Origin of the sequence: Flavisphingomonas formosensis (assembly GCF_009755815.1) — a bacterium.
Lineage (GTDB): Bacteria > Pseudomonadota > Alphaproteobacteria > Sphingomonadales > Sphingomonadaceae > Flavisphingomonas > Flavisphingomonas formosensis.
The window spans coordinates 145,458-159,447 of record NZ_WRPK01000010.1 but is presented as its reverse complement, the minus strand read 5'-3'; the positions used below and the strand labels follow the sequence as shown (position 1 = coordinate 159,447).

At 65.3% G+C, this 13,990-nt stretch carries 16 protein-coding genes; 7 read left to right on the top strand and 9 right to left on the bottom strand.

The genetic code is table 11. The annotated features are described in order from the left end of the window. The first annotated feature begins 13 nt into the window (after window positions 1-13). Both trmD and rplS read left to right on the top strand, forming a co-directional pair. Window positions 14-751 (top strand): tRNA (guanosine(37)-N1)-methyltransferase TrmD, encoded by a 738-nt coding sequence (gene trmD, locus GQY20_RS24385; RefSeq protein ID WP_157219754.1) that lies wholly within the window; start codon window positions 14-16, stop codon window positions 749-751. Between the two features lie 3 nt (window positions 752-754). Next, the gene (gene rplS / locus GQY20_RS24380; protein ID WP_157219753.1) at window positions 755-1,129 is read left to right on the top strand and encodes a 50S ribosomal protein L19; all 375 of its coding nucleotides are present in this window, start codon (window positions 755-757) and stop codon (window positions 1,127-1,129) included. 102 nt (window positions 1,130-1,231) lie between these two features. Here the strand turns inward: rplS and GQY20_RS24375 are convergent, their stop codons facing one another. Next, a complete protein-coding gene (locus GQY20_RS24375; RefSeq protein WP_157219752.1) occupies window positions 1,232-3,394 on the bottom strand; it encodes a coiled-coil domain-containing protein in 2,163 nt (720 codons plus the stop codon). Window positions 3,395-3,584: 190 nt separating this feature from the next. Here GQY20_RS24375 and GQY20_RS24370 point away from each other — a divergent pair, with 190 nt between their 5' ends. Beyond that, entirely contained in the window at window positions 3,585-3,884 is a 300-nt protein-coding gene (locus GQY20_RS24370; RefSeq protein WP_157219751.1) for an Hpt domain-containing protein, read from the top strand. Between the two features lie 10 nt (window positions 3,885-3,894). On the opposite strand, the gene GQY20_RS24365 is transcribed toward GQY20_RS24370, so the two are convergent. Together GQY20_RS24365 and GQY20_RS24360 are read right to left on the bottom strand one after the other, a co-directional pair. Next, window positions 3,895-4,692, bottom strand: a complete 798-nt coding sequence (locus GQY20_RS24365) for a metal-dependent hydrolase (RefSeq protein WP_157219750.1) — start codon at window positions 4,690-4,692, stop codon at window positions 3,895-3,897. Between the two features lie 2 nt (window positions 4,693-4,694). Next, complete coding sequence (locus GQY20_RS24360; protein WP_157219749.1) at window positions 4,695-5,723, bottom strand: zinc-dependent alcohol dehydrogenase; 1,029 nt, start codon at window positions 5,721-5,723, stop codon at window positions 4,695-4,697. 461 nt (window positions 5,724-6,184) lie between these two features. On the opposite strand from GQY20_RS24360, the gene GQY20_RS24355 reads away from it, so the two are divergent. Together GQY20_RS24355 and GQY20_RS24350 are read left to right on the top strand one after the other, a co-directional pair. Continuing rightward, window positions 6,185-7,390: a hypothetical protein gene (locus GQY20_RS24355; protein WP_157219748.1), complete on the top strand. Its 1,206-nt coding sequence runs from the start codon at window positions 6,185-6,187 to the stop codon at window positions 7,388-7,390. Window positions 7,391-7,491: 101 nt separating this feature from the next. Continuing rightward, on the top strand, window positions 7,492-7,680 hold the full coding sequence (locus tag GQY20_RS24350) for a hypothetical protein (protein WP_157219747.1): 189 nt from the start codon (window positions 7,492-7,494) through the stop codon (window positions 7,678-7,680). A 20-nt stretch (window positions 7,681-7,700) separates the two neighbouring features. Here the strand turns inward: GQY20_RS24350 and GQY20_RS24345 are convergent, their stop codons facing one another. Continuing rightward, window positions 7,701-8,243: a hypothetical protein gene (locus GQY20_RS24345; RefSeq protein ID WP_157219746.1), complete on the bottom strand. Its 543-nt coding sequence runs from the start codon at window positions 8,241-8,243 to the stop codon at window positions 7,701-7,703. Window positions 8,244-8,448: 205 nt separating this feature from the next. On the opposite strand from GQY20_RS24345, the gene GQY20_RS24340 reads away from it, so the two are divergent. Next, window positions 8,449-9,288: an NAD(P)-dependent oxidoreductase gene (locus tag GQY20_RS24340; protein WP_198351182.1), complete on the top strand. Its 840-nt coding sequence runs from the start codon at window positions 8,449-8,451 to the stop codon at window positions 9,286-9,288. A 63-nt stretch (window positions 9,289-9,351) separates the two neighbouring features. Here GQY20_RS24340 and GQY20_RS24335 read toward each other — a convergent pair whose 3' ends face one another. The 5 genes from GQY20_RS24335 to GQY20_RS24315 all read right to left on the bottom strand — a co-directional run bounded on the left by GQY20_RS24335 (window position 9,352) and on the right by GQY20_RS24315 (window position 13,139). Continuing rightward, on the bottom strand, window positions 9,352-9,627 hold the full coding sequence (locus GQY20_RS24335; protein WP_157219744.1) for a hypothetical protein: 276 nt from the start codon (window positions 9,625-9,627) through the stop codon (window positions 9,352-9,354). Between the two features lie 169 nt (window positions 9,628-9,796). Then, window positions 9,797-10,087, bottom strand: coding sequence for a DUF1330 domain-containing protein (locus GQY20_RS24330; RefSeq protein WP_157219743.1), 291 nt, complete (start codon window positions 10,085-10,087; stop codon window positions 9,797-9,799). Window positions 10,088-10,126: 39 nt separating this feature from the next. After that, window positions 10,127-10,660 (bottom strand): nuclear transport factor 2 family protein, encoded by a 534-nt coding sequence (locus GQY20_RS24325; protein ID WP_157219742.1) that lies wholly within the window; start codon window positions 10,658-10,660, stop codon window positions 10,127-10,129. A gap of 386 nt (window positions 10,661-11,046) precedes the next feature. Continuing rightward, complete coding sequence (locus GQY20_RS24320; RefSeq protein ID WP_157219741.1) at window positions 11,047-12,771, bottom strand: M56 family metallopeptidase; 1,725 nt, start codon at window positions 12,769-12,771, stop codon at window positions 11,047-11,049. Further along, window positions 12,768-13,139: a BlaI/MecI/CopY family transcriptional regulator gene (locus GQY20_RS24315; RefSeq protein WP_157219740.1), complete on the bottom strand. Its 372-nt coding sequence runs from the start codon at window positions 13,137-13,139 to the stop codon at window positions 12,768-12,770. Before GQY20_RS24315 ends, GQY20_RS24320 begins: the two co-directional genes overlap by 4 nt. A 139-nt stretch (window positions 13,140-13,278) precedes the next feature. Here GQY20_RS24315 and GQY20_RS24310 point away from each other — a divergent pair, with 139 nt between their 5' ends. Next, entirely contained in the window at window positions 13,279-13,983 is a 705-nt protein-coding gene (locus GQY20_RS24310) for a glutathione S-transferase N-terminal domain-containing protein (RefSeq protein WP_157219739.1), read from the top strand. The last annotated feature ends 7 nt before the right edge of the window (window positions 13,984-13,990 follow it).

Genomic DNA, 13,990 nt, shown 5'->3' with positions numbered 1-13,990 from the left:
GGCGATTGACGCGATGAGTTTCGCCGCCACCATATTGACCCTCTATCCGGAGATGTTTCCCGGGCCGCTCGGCGTCAGCCTCGCGGGTCGTGCGCTCGCGGAAGGACGTTGGTCCTGCGAGCCGATCCAGATCCGCGATTTCGCGACGGACCGGCATCGCTCGGTGGACGATACGCCGGCGGGCGGCGGTGCCGGCATGGTGATGCGCGCGGACGTGCTGGGCCGCGCGGTCGATCATGCGATCGCAAAACAGCCGGAGGCGCCGTTGCTGGCGATGACGCCGCGTGGCGCACCGCTCACCCAGGCGCGGGTTCGTGCGCTTGCGGCAGGACCGGGCGTCACCATCCTGTGTGGCCGGTTCGAGGGGATGGACGAGCGGCTGTTCGAGGCGCGGCCGATCGAGCCGGTCTCGATCGGCGATTATGTGCTTTCGGGCGGAGAAATGGGCGCTCTGACGCTGTTGGACGCTTGCATCCGGCTGCTTCCCGGCGTAATGGGCGCCGCTTCAAGCGGGGACGACGAGAGCTTCGAAACGGGGCTGCTCGAATATCCGCATTATACCCGCCCTGTCGAATGGGAGGGACGCACGATCCCCGAAGTGCTGCGATCGGGGGATCATGCGGCGATCGAGGCATGGCGTAAAGCCAGGGCCGAGACGGATACACGGCTACGGAGGCCGGATCTTTGGGAGCGCCATGAGGGCGCTCGGGTCCAGTCTCCCTCTGGCGCGCGGCAGAAGAAGGAAAGGTGAGTCATGAATCTCATCCAGCAGCTCGAAGCCGAGCAGATTGCCAAGTTCAAAGAGACCAAGAAGATTCCGGAATTCCGCGCCGGTGATACGCTGAAGGTCGGCGTGAAGGTCGTCGAAGGCGATCGTACCCGTGTGCAGTTCTACGAGGGCGTGTGCATCGCGCGTTCGAACAAGGGCTTCGGCTCCTCGTTCACCGTCCGCAAGATTTCGTTCGGCGAGGGCGTCGAGCGCGTCTTCCCGCTCTATTCCCCGAACATCGATTCGATCGAGGTGGTCCGCAAGGGCGTGGTGCGTCGCGCGAAGCTCTATTATCTGCGTGGCCGTACCGGCAAGTCGGCTCGTATCGCCGAGCGTCGCGACGCTCGTGTCGAGGCCTGACGCGTACCGATCACCATCATCTCGCAAAAGGCGGCCTTCGGGCCGCCTTTTTTGTGTCCTGGAGAGGCTCGGGGCCGGCAGCGCGAACGCCGTCGTCAAGGGTCAGGAGCGCAGACGCTCGATCGCCTGGGCAAGTGCCACATAGAGCTTGCCCATGTCGGAGGAGAGCAGGGTCACGCCGAGCGGTGTGCCGTCCTGCTCAGACAGCACGCGCCGGATCATCCCTTCGAAATCGTGGATATAGCGATTCACCTGATCGCGGAATTCCAGGTCACTTTCATAATGGCGCACGATCTCGCGCGCCTCGCCCGTATCCAGAAGCTTCACCGCGCGCCGCGTGAAGATGCCCCGATCGCCTTTGAGATAGGCTGCCCAGGCGCTGTCGGTCACTTCGTTCGACAGGATCTTGGCTACGTCGATCGCCGTCGAGTTCAGCGATTCGATCAGCAACGCCACGCGACGTGAGAAATTGTTGCGCTCGCGTTCCTCCGCTTCGGCCTTGGCGGCAGCGATGCGCGCCTCGATCGCCGCGGTGGTATCCGAAATGGTGAGGAGTTGGCGCATCAGCCTTTCGGTCGCTGCGTCGACCGCGTCGACCGCCTGTCCCGACGCCGAGCTGATTTCCTCCATGCGCGCTTCGACCCGATTGCCCAGCGCCTGTCGCAGGGCTGCGCCGCTGGCCTCTCCAAGGGCTTCGACCGTGGTCGGAATGATCGTAGCCAGGGTCTCCTTGGCGCGTTCCGTTGCCTGATGCGCGGTTTCGCGGACGCGCAGCAGGGCTTCGATCAGCTTCGGGCCCGCCGTGTCGCTGATCTGCTGCGCCTGCGTGGAGATACGCGTCAGTGCGGTTTCGAGATTTTCGGTTTGACGCTGGAGCGCGGCGATGCGCCGTTCGGTAGCGGTGGCGAAATCGCTCTGGCTGCTGCGCTGCCGGGCAAGCTCATCATGACTTTCAGCGAGCGTCTTGGCTGCGGAATGTGCCGAATTTTCCAGTCGGGCGACTTCGGGGGCCGCGGCTGCGGCCGCTGCATGGCTGTGGGTCGCCTGTTCCTCCAGCCGCGCCAGGGCCAGGGGAAGGGTCTGATCGAGTTCGCGGACGCAGGCGTCGATCGCAGCTTTAAGCGCATCGGCCCGGCCGATTACGGCATCCGCCGACAGCGCGCCGGATGCGAGCAGCCCGCGCATATCCTCGGCCTGTTCGCGCAGCGCACCGATGTTGGCGCTGAGCTGGGAGGTCTTTTCCGATCCGGTTTCGGCGAGCGCGGCGAAACGCTTCTCGAGATAGGCGAGATCGTCGTTGAGCCGTGTGACGAGTTTCGCTGCGGAGGCGTCCTGAGCGGTGAGCTTGGTCTCGAGCGACTGGATTTGCAGGACGAGATTGTCCATCCTGCGACTGAAGGCGCTGCTCGACGTATGGCCGGCATCCGCGATCGCGGCCTGACCCTGTTCGAGCATCGCCAGCATGGCCGAATGATGTTCGGCTATGCCCTGGCGCGCCGCTTCCAGCGCGTCGGCGGCCTTTACCAGCGCGCCGTCGACCGTGGTGGACATGGCAGCAGCCGTCTCATCGATCCGTTTGCCGAGATCGCCGCCGGTCCGATCCAGATCCGCCAGCCCGGCAGCCAGCCGCTGGGCCGCGGATCCGGCGTCTTCGCCCGCGATGCGTGCGGATTCCGAAAGGGCGGCCAGCTTTTGCTGGAGAAGCTCGGATTGGGCGCCGGCCGTATCGCCCGCCGCGCGCAGTCGCTCGGCCACGTCGCGCGCGCTTTCTTCCGCGCGAGGCAGATCGCCGAGCAAGGCGACCATGTCGGCACGGGCCGCGGCGGCAGTCTGTTCCACCTTCTCGGACTGGCTGGCCAGCGTTGCCGTGTCGGCTCGCATCTTCTCGCCGATTTCGGCGAGGCGATGATTGGCATCTTCGCCGATGAGCAGCAGCTGATGCGCCTGCTCGCCGAGAAGGCGGCGATTTTCGGCGATCTGGGCTGAGAGCCGGGAAACCACCTCTTCCAGACGATGCGCTTCGCGCCGCATACCGGCCGACGTCCTTTCGAACCGGCGTGCCTCGACGCGGCTGGTGCGGCGCGTAAGCAGCCACAACACGCCGATCGCGGCGATCGGCCCGCTGGCAGTTGCGATCCAGGAGACGGGCAGCGCAGTGGGGCCTGCTGGAGGCGCGAGCGCCGTCCAGATCACCAGGGTGACCCAGGCGATCGCGGCAAGGCCGACCAGCATGGCGACGATACGTTCGGATGTGGACGGGACCATGTCCTCGTCCAAGCTTTCGCTCGCGAAATCCGGAAGCGGCGCCGGCTCAACCTCCGGCTCGTCATCCCCCGGCCACGCGTCCGCAGACCTGGCCCCCTTTATCATGCCGTTCCCTTTACCATTTTTCGGCGGCCAAGGAAGGGGGCGCACCGAAACCAGCCGTTAACGATATTGTTTTAAAAGGCCCGTGATGAGCTTTGATCCGGGAGCCTTGGATGCGGCGTTGACCGCGGCAGTCGGGAACGATCCCGTGCTCGTGGCGGATTTGCGCAACGTATTTCTGGAGAGCGCAGCGCGGCAGGTGAATGCGCTGGGCCGTGCGAGATGTGACGCGAACTGGCGGATGGCCGCGTGGCGCTTGCACGGGCTGGCGGCGAGTTTCGGCGCGGTCGAGCTGATGGCGCTTGCCGAGGATGCCGCCGCGGGCGCGCCTGGCGATCCGGTCGTGCTGCGTCGGATACGCGCGACGATGAACCTCTATACCTCCTGATCGTCCGCGCTCAGCGCACCGCCGCTGCGATCGTTTCCAGCAACCGGGCGCTGCCGCGTGGTTCGGCCTTTCTGCGCGGATCGTAAAAGGGCGACAGGATGGCGAGCAGGCGCGGCAAGGCGAAGCGCAGGAAGCGGGCGCGATGCCGCTTTTCCTGGGCGATCGACGCGCGCCGCGCTTTGTCCGTCATGCTTCGCCGATCGACCGACAGGAGATAGGTCGACACGGCCTTGCCGTAGGCGCCGAGATGGCGCGCCGCGTGAAAGAAGCCGATGAGGCGAGCCGCATAGCCGCCACCGAGCGCGCGCAGCACGTCGTAACACACGGTGCGGTGCTCGAACTCCTCGCCGAGATGCCATTGCCACAGCTTCACCAGTCGGGCGTCGGCTCCCGCGGTCAGATCGTCGATCCGTTCGAAGAAGAATTCGGCATAGATGAGGCCCAGACTTTCGAAACCCTCGCAATAGGCCGCGTTGAACCGCAATGACCGGTTCGCGAGCATCGCCTCATAATCGGCCTGCAGCTTCGCCTCATGTGCCTTGAGGCCCGGATAGCGAGGATAGAGCGTCTTGTTGAAGATGCGATGCTGCCGATAATGATTGCCCTCCTGGGCTGTGAACACCGCGATGTCGCGCTTCAGCGCTTCGTCGGCGATCTCCGCTGACGCACGGTTCATCACGGTGTTCAGGAAGGTTTCGACCGCAGGCAGGCTGGTCGATCCGGCGTTGGTGATCTGGGCGAAAGCGTGGTTGGGCGCCCAGTGCGGCAACGCCGCCTCGAAGGTGATGCGGGGATTGCGCGCCTGCATCGTCAGCCCCGCTTCGGATCGATCAGCACCTTGCAGGCCCTGGGATTGTTTCGCAGGCCTTCGAAGGCTTCGGGCAATTCCGCGAAGCTGACGGTGCGGCTGTGCATCGGCTGCGGCCGGGCTTCACCGCGGGCAATCGCATCGATCACCGCGGCAAAATCGCTCTCCGTATAGCATTGGCTGAACTGGAGGCTGACTTCCTTCATCAGCCCGGTGATCGGCTTCAGCGTGTCCTCGCCGAAACAGACGCCGGCAACGATCACCCGTCCGCGCGTGCCGGCAAATTCGATCGCCTGTTGAAGCAGGCCCGGCAAGCCGACACATTCGAACACGATTTCGGGGCGCTTGCCCGCGATCGCGGCGAAGCGCGCCGCCACGTCCTCCGTCTGGGGATCGATCACCGCGGTTGCGCCGCATTCCAGCGCAAGTGCCCGTCGCTCCGCAGAGCGTTCGCTGACGATCACATGACGCGCGCCCTGCATCCTGGCGAACAGGGTCGCGCCCGCGCCGATCGGTCCGGCGCCGATCACCAGCACCGCGGCTCCCCGGTGGACGGGAGCGAGGCTGACGGCATGATAGGCCACGGAGAGCGGCTCGACCATCGCTCCCTCGGCGAAGGAAACCCCGTCTGGCAGCTTCTGGATCAGGCTGCCGCGCGCGGCCACATAATCGGCGTAGGCGCCCCGATGGTTCAGCGCCGTGCCGGTGAACAACGCGGCGCTGCAGAGCGCGGGCAGACCGGCATCGCAGGCTTCGCAGGACTGGCAGGCATGGACGGGCAGGGCGGTGACGCGGTCGCCGAGCTTGATGTCGCTGCCGATGCCCGAACCCAGCGCCACTACCGTTCCGGCGAATTCATGGCCCAGCACCGTGCCATCGGGAACGAAGCCATATTCGGTGACGTGCAGGTCCGAGCCGCAGATGCCGGCATGGGCGACCTCGATGATCACCTGATCGGAGGCAGGGGCCGGATCCTCTATGTTCTCGATCGTCAGCGGACTTCCCGCCTGGCGAAACACCGCTGCGCGCATCCAAATCCTCTCCGTTTCTTTGATGCGAGAGGATAGCGTCTTCCCCATGCATACGGCAACAGCGGAGCCCTGTTCGTGCCGGTCTGCGAAAGATTTAGTTCCGTTTCATCCGAGTATGATGAGCCGCCGTCACGGCATCGAATGCCCGCTTGCTCTCCATGATCTCCGGCCAAGCGTTGCGATCGGCCGGGAAGATCATGCTACACCCATCGAGAATCAGGCGATCGGCTTGGGGGTTCACGCATCACCAAGAACGGGTCGCCCGGCATGGCCGTGCGGGAGAGGTTGGGTATCACGGGACATGGGAAAGCGCTTCGCCGCTATTGGCGATAGCCGTGTCTGTCACGCGTGCCGAATGCCGTTGGAGAGGAGAATATTCCTCATTCGCGGATACGCGATTCTTTGCATCGGCTGACGCCTTTGCCTATCGGCTTGGAGATGAACGGGTCGAGAGGACGGGCGTGGCGCTGGGTGCGCTGATCGCGGCATATGCGTTGGCGGATGCGGGCGATGGCTTGCGCGCCACCCTTCCGCTTGCCGGCCGTACGCTGCTCGAACATCAGGCACGCCTCGCCGCGCGGGCAGGGGCGAACCATATCGTGATTCTCGTCGAGCGTCTGCCGGCGGCGCTGACCGCAGCGATCGATCGGCTGCGACGCGATGGCCTCGACATGGATATCGCGCGCAGCGTAGCGGATGCGGCGGATCGCTTTCATCCGGACGAGAGGCTGCTTTTCGTGGCCGATGGCTTCGTCGGCAGCAAGGAGTTGTTCGATGGGATGGCGGAAGCCGAGCCACCGGCGCTGCTTACCGTGCCGGACGGGCCGGAAGCCGCGGAGTTCGAGCGGATCGATGCGCTTTCACGTTGGGCCGGCATAGCGATCGTCGACGGCGGTGCCCTGCGCCGCACCGCAGCGATGCTCGGCGATTGGGACCTGCAGTCGACCTTGCTGCGCCGTACCGTCCAGGGAGGCGCAAAGCGGATCGATGCCCGTGATCTCGGCCGACCGCACATCGTTACCGGCCCCGCCGCGCTCGAAGGCATTGCGCGCGAGCTGATCGACGCTTCACGGCCGGGCGCGGAAGGATGGCCTTCGCGGTTTCTGTTTCCCATCGTCGAGCGACCGCTGCTCGATCCGCTGATCCGCAGCGCGATCGAACCGCCGCTGCTTTCGATTGCGGCGATCGTGCTGATGGGCGTTGGCGCGATCGCTTTCGCGATGGGATGGCTTTGGCTCGGCTATGGCCTCCTCCTGCTGGCCGGCCCGATCGAATCCATCGGGCGCCGGCTGGGGCGGATTCGCTTGAGCACCGCCCGGCTCGACCCTCCTCTGGAACGCGGACGCGCGATCGCGGCGACTTGCGCCTTGATCTGCCTGTCGGGCAGCCTTGCCACCTATGGCAATTGGGGATGCTGGCCGCTGGCAGCCGCGACGATTGCTTTCATGGCGGCGACCGGCGGCGCGCAGCGCCTGCTGCGGGGCATGGGCGGCAGCGACGCCTCTCTGTCGCTGGGGCTGGCGCGGATCGATAGCCTGATCTGGGCCCATCTGCCATTCGCTGCGGCCGGTTACTGGCGGTTGGGCCTGGCTGCGCTCGCCGTCTATGCCGGGGCCTCCTTTTTTGCCGTACAGCGCCGCGCTATCCTGGTCCTGCAATCGGAATGAGTCCGAAGCGGGATGGGCTGGCGGTGCGCGGCAGGGGACGGGACAAGCGCGACGCGGGAAGGGCCCGCTCCCCGCGTCAGCGAACGCCTCGGCAGCGGCCGATGGAAGAAGTGCGCGCGCCCGATCGCGTGCGCAAGATCGGACGGAGACTGACGCTGGGCGGCCTTATCGGCCTGGTTCTCGGCGGGTTTGTCTTAGCGACGCTGACCGCATTTCATGCGGGCGGAGCCCGGAAGACGGCAGCCCAATCGCAAGGCACGCCTCGAGAGGGGATGACCGAACGGCGCTGAGTGCGCGTGCGAGGCGGCACTCAGTCCTGATCGTCGATCGCGGACGCACCCTCGGCGATGCGGGCGGCCTGCTCCAGCAGGCGGCGGACACCCAGATCGGCAAGATCGACCGGATGGGCTCGTCCTGCGATGCGCAGTGTTCGATCGGACGTCACGATATCGAGTTCGATACGCTGGCCCTGTCCCAGCCTGATGCGCAGCAGATCATGGAACATCTGGACGGACTCGCCCGCTCCGGTCGGATTCGCAAATTGCGCGAAACGGCGGGCCAGATCGGCTGCTTCACCGATCATCGCAGCTTTGGGGCCTGTCTCATCGAGGAAACGAAAGCGATAGAGGGCGGGGCCTTCGACGACCTCCGGAAAACTGAGACGGCCGTCCCGGCCGGCACGGATTTCGCCCGCCAGGCGCCAGCGCAGCTCGATCGAGATCTGCACGAGGCCGCCGGGGGTTTGAGGCACGCCGAACAGGCTCGCCGCGGCTGCGGTGCGCTGCGTTGCCGCGGCTGCGCTTGGCGGCTGAGGGGGAAGATCCCCGGTAGTGAGACGCCGAATTCCGTTCATTGCTCACACCTGATCATGGGCATACTGCTTCGGCAGCCTATTAGCCGGCCCGCCGCTGCACCTATAGGACGAAACCGACACGCAGCGGCCTTGTGAAATCTTCTCCCCCATGCGGCAGCAAACCGTCTGGAAGAACGCGATGGACTTGGCGCCGGGCGCCGGCGGGCGCACCAACCGGGACAGGAAGCTATCGGAGGAGAGGATGATGCGTGTCGGATTCGTCGGGCTCGGCAATATGGGAGGTCATCAGGCGCAGCTGATCGCGGCTGCCGGCTTTGATCTGACCGTCTTCGATGTCTGGCCGGACGCGCTCAAGGCTTTCGAAGGCAAGGCGCGGCTGGCCTCGTCGCCGGCCGAGGTAGGGCGTCAGGCGGAGATTGTGGGCGTCTGCGTGCGCGACGACCAGCAGGTGCGTGAAGTGGTGGCTGGCTCTGAGGGGCTGTTTTCCGGACTCGCGCCGGGATCGCTGGTGCTCGTGCACAGCACCGTCGCGCCTGCCACCGTTGTCGCGCTCGCGGAACAGGGCGATAGGAAGGGGATCGGGCTGATCGACGCTGCAGTGACATCCTCGCGGATGGAGCGGGACAAGCCGTTCGTCGTGACGATGACAGGCGGGGACCCGGCGCTCACCGAACGAGCCCGGCCGGTGCTGGAAGCGTTTTCGACGGGTGTCGAGCATTGTGGTGCGCTCGGTGCCGGCATGGGCCTCAAGATCACCAACAACTTCATTACCTGGAGCAACATCATAACAATTCGCCAGGCGCTCCGTCTTGCGGCTGCGGGTGGCGTAGACATGGATACGCTGTCTTCCGTGTTGCAGCAGAACGGCAACCTGACGGCGGTCACGGGTGCCGTGGCCAAACAGGTGATCCAGCGCCGGGGCGCTCCGCTGAGCGAGGAGCAGCTCGCCTATTTCACCAGCCAAGGCAAGATTGGCGAGAAGGATCTAAGTCTCGCCGTGGATTTCGCGCGGGACGCTGGCGTCGCATTGCCTCTCGCGGAGCACGGGCGGGCCTTCACTCTCGAGATGATGACGATGCAGTGACGAGAATCGGCCGGCTCGGCTTGTAAGCCGGCCGGCCTGATTTCACGGAAGGCTGCACGCTGCCTATTGCGGCGGCGTCGTGCTGGTCGTGGTCTGTGTGTGGACCTGCGTATGGGTGCCGGCAGGTGTCTTGACCGTCGTCGTTTTCACGGAACGATGAACATGTTTCCCGGGTGCCGCGTCGCCGTTGGTCTTCGTCACCACATGACTTTTCTTCACCACATGGTGAACTTTGTGATGAACTGTTGTTCCCGGCGCCGGGGCAGGTGCGGGCGCAGTTTGGGCGACAGCCGCCGTACTCGCCGCGAGGCCGATCAGGGTAAGCGTAATGCGTGTCATTGCCTTGCCTTTCAGCTTATTATCTTTGAGCGGAAAGAGCGGTCGGCATCAACAAAGGTTCCGGCAAGAAAAATGAAATGCCGGTCATTTTCGTGAGGGTTTAGCTTAAGTTGCGGCTCAAACGGAGAGTGCATGGGCTGTGCGGCACGCACAGCCCATGCATGTCTATTCAGCCGATTCCCTCGACGATGAAGCCACGATAGACGGCACCGGCCTTCCGATGCTTCGCAGCTTCCTGATAGGCGGGGCTGTCGTACCAGGTCTTGGCTTCGTCGATCGTCGGGAACGACAGAATAACCGCACCCTCGATTTCTGGACCCTCCAGCGTCACATGCTTGCCATAGACGGCGAGCGGCGTCAGGGGATGGCCTGCGCCGGCGGGGCCGGCCATTTGCGAATAGGTATCGAACTCCGCCTGATTGGTCATTTCGTCGCGGATCATGACGACATAGGCCACCATCTTGGCATTCTCCTTCCGGTCTATAGCGGTCTCGCCGGCTCAAGCCGGCAGGTTGCGGTCCAACATCGCGATGAGCTTGCGTTTTTGCGGAATCACCCAGTCGCGCTTCAGATCGGGGTGCAGCAGGCCGGCCTCCTCGAGTTCGTCGCAGATCTTCATCATGTGCGCAAAATCGAACAGGTCATATTGGTAGCTGAACTTGCCGTTCCCGCCATAGGTGATGAACGACACGCCATGCTGCTCGTAATAGCTGCCGTCCGGGCGCTGGCCCGGACCGCGGTTCACCCAGTGGCTGATGATGTTGTCGCCGTTGATCCCATAATCGAGGATCGGGAAGGTCCAGCCTTTCCAGCCGGCGCCGACATCCATGTCGCGGCCATAATGGGTGGCGGCGATTTCCTTGCGGCCGCGCGCGACGACTGCGCCGGTGCCGCCATAGGGGCAGATGTAGACGCAATCCTCATGGTAAAGCTCGTCGGCGATCCAAGCCCATTTGCCGATCTCCTCCGCCTTCACAAATGCTTCCCGAAGCCTGATGATCGCGGCTTCCACTTCCTCGTAGGGATAGGCCATTTCGGGGATCCTCCTCGCGCCTTTTGATGGCTTGCCGGCGGCTGGGCAGGTGGGCGCGCCGGAGGCGGCCTACGGCGCCCCACCCGCCGGATGATCGAAAACGTGCGGACGCTAACCGCAGCCCGGAAGACCGGCAACCGCTCCCCCGAAAGCCGTGGCCATTTACGAAAAAACCGCGTGGATATGGCCCGCTTTCGCTGTCTTCGAAGGCCCGCGTCTATGTCCTCGATGCGGAAAAGGGGATATTCGAAGAGGCGCCGCGGTTCGCGGCCCGCAGCGATCCGGTGCTGGATCGCGTGATGGCCGAAGAGATCCACGATTATTACGGCATGGCCTATCCCTACGCCTGACGTTCGACGGCTGCGGCACGGTGCCGCGGCCGGAAATCACTGGCCCGGCAGCGCGCGATCGAGATCGGCCAGCGCATCATCGAGGCCGGACAACGCATCGCTGCGCTGCTTCGCGGGCAGGGCCGGATTTGCGGCGAGCGAGGTACGGACGCTGGCCAGCGAGGCGCGGATCGTCCGACGCAGCTTCGGTCCGCAGGTGGCGAGCATGTTCCAATCGGCATCGGCAGAAAGCGTGACACCCTGGCGCGCGCACGCATCCAGCATTCCGCGGCGGGCCGAAGCGAGCGACGTCTGGACCATCGCCGGTATTCTCGCCTGCGCGGTGCGTGCTTCGGCCAGGGCTTCCCGGCGGGCGGCGGCGGCTTCGCGCTGTGCCGCGGCGGCCTCGCGCTGTGCGGCGGCGGCCTCTCGGGCGGCTTCCCGTTGCGCCTGCCGCGCTTCGCGCAGGCCCTCCCGGGCGTCCCGTCGCGCTTCGGCTTCCGCCTCACGGGCAGCGCGGCGTTCTTCGGGGCAGGGCTGATCCTGTGAAGCCCGAGCGAGGGGAGCCGCAGGAGCAGGTGGCGGCGGAGGTGCCTTGAGGATGGCTGGCGCCGGGAGTGGGGCCGGCGGTGCGGGTGGCGTCGGCAGGACGGCGGCGGTCTTCACGGCCGGCATGGTGGCGGGCTCAGCTCCGACGTGCGGCGCGCGCGCGACCGGGGCTGCTGATGGAGCCGGCGGCATTGCTGACACCATTGGCCGGTGCGGTAGAGCCGGCGGTGCGACCGGAGGGGCAGGCGGCGAGGGAGGCAGGGCGAAGCCGGACGCCGTAGCGATCATGCCGGCGCCGATCATGGTCAGCGCGACCGCGGCCCCGAACAGCAGCCGTGCGCGGCCGACCGGCCGGGCCATCATGCCGATGCGTTGCCTGAGCTGGTTCTTGGGGTTGAGCGCGCAGGCCATTGCCGGCATGCGCGCCGCCGCCGATTTCAGCAGCGCACGGCCATAGACGATGCGCTGCTCCGGAGCGGTGCCGGCAAGCACGGTCGCGTCGCAGGCAAGCTCCTGATCCGCGCGGAAGGCGGAATAGGCCTTATGCGCCAGCGGATTCCACCAGTGCAGCGATCGGATCGCCAGCGCGGCGAGATTGGCGGCTATGTCGAGCCGGTCATGATGCGCGGCCTCGTGCAGCAGCGCCAGGCGGCGTTCCTCGGGCGTATAGCGGGCAAGGAAATCCGACGGCAGCAGGATGCGCCGGCGGACGATGCCGATCGCGACGGGGCCCGGAAGCTCTGGGCTGACCAGCACTTCGACCCCGCATTCGGTTGTGAGCGGTACCGCGCCCCGCAGGGCACGACGAAGGAACAGGCGGTAGCGCAGCAGCTGCCAGCTGAAATAGAGCGCGGCGACACCCAGCCAGAGCGTGATCAGCATCTGGCTGATTTGGATCGCGACGGCCGCGCTCGGCCCAGCATCCAGGACCGGCATCGGCGTGACCTGTGCGGTCAGGCCGGCAGGGTCGACCGGTATCGCAGGAGCGAGCTTGGCTGCTGTGGCCGTGTCGGCCAGCCCGATCATCGAGCGGTCCGGCCGCACCACCGCGACCGGCACGAACAGCGCCGTCCAGCCCGGCAGCGGCGGCAGGATCATGCGCAGCGCCGGGAGCAGCCAGAGCGCATAGGCGATGCGCGGCCCGAACAGGCGCGAAACGGGCGCGCGCAGCATCAACACGATCGCCATCAGCAGCATGCTGGCGACGAGGGTTTGCACCAGCCAGGCGATCATGCCTTGAGCTCCTTCAGCAACGCTTCCAGTTCCGCGATGTCTTCAGCCGACAGACCTTCACTTTGAGCCAGATGTGCGACCAGCGGCGCTGCACGGCCGCCGAACAGCCGATCGACGAAACGGCGCGTCTCGCCACTGGCATAGTCGCGACGCTGCACGGTGGGACGGTAAAGATAGCGGCGGCCGTCCTCCTCATGGGTCAGCACGCCTTTGGCAAGCAGCCTGCCCAACATCGTCTTGACCGTACGATCGCTCCATCCACGGGCCGGGTCGATCCGTTCCGTCACCTCGGCCGCGGTGAGCGGTGCCTCGGCCCAGAGCACTTCCATCACCACCTGCTCGCCTTCGCTGATGCGTTCGGCCGACATCCGACTCTCCCGATTACATGTGTAATCCTATGTGACTACGTCTGTAGTCGTCAAGCCTGGACGCGATTGAGGCGAGCCGCGGGATGACGGGCGGGGCGTGCCCGGCCTATGAAGCGGCATCTTGCCTGTGAGTCGCTCGATGACCGATCTGTCCGCCTTTCCGATCGCCGCCCGCTGGCCGGCCGTCCATCCCGACCGCATCCAGCTCTATTCGCTGCCCACACCCAATGGCGTGAAGGCGTCGATCATGCTGGAGGAGACCGGGCTGCCTTATGAGCCTCACCTGGTAGATATTATGAAGAATGAGAGTCAGAGCACGGAATTTCTGGCGCTCAATCCCAATGGCAAGATTCCCGCGATCATCGATCCGAACGGTCCGGAGGGCAAGCCTATCGGGCTCTTCGAATCGGGCGCGATCCTGCTCTACCTCGCCGAAAAGACCGGCCGCTTCATTCCGTCCGATCCGGCGGGCCGCTGGGAGGCGATCCAGTGGGTGTTCTTCCAGATGGCCGCGATCGGGCCGATGTTCGGCCAGCTCGGCTTCTTCCACAAATTCGCCGGCAAGGAGATAGACGACAAGCGTCCGTTGCAGCGTTATGTAAGTGAGTCGAAACGCTTGTTATCCGTTCTTGAGAATCGGCTGGAAAGCCGTCCATGGGTAACCGGGAGCGAATATGGCATAGCCGACATCGCGACGGTGGGCTGGGTCCGCAATCTCATCACTTTCTACGAGGCGCGGGATCTGGTCGCGTTCGACAGTTTGCGCGCCGTACCGGCATGGCTCGATCGCTGCCTGGAACGACCGGCCGTTCAGAAGGGCCTCACCATTCCCGCACGGGACTGACCGGCTG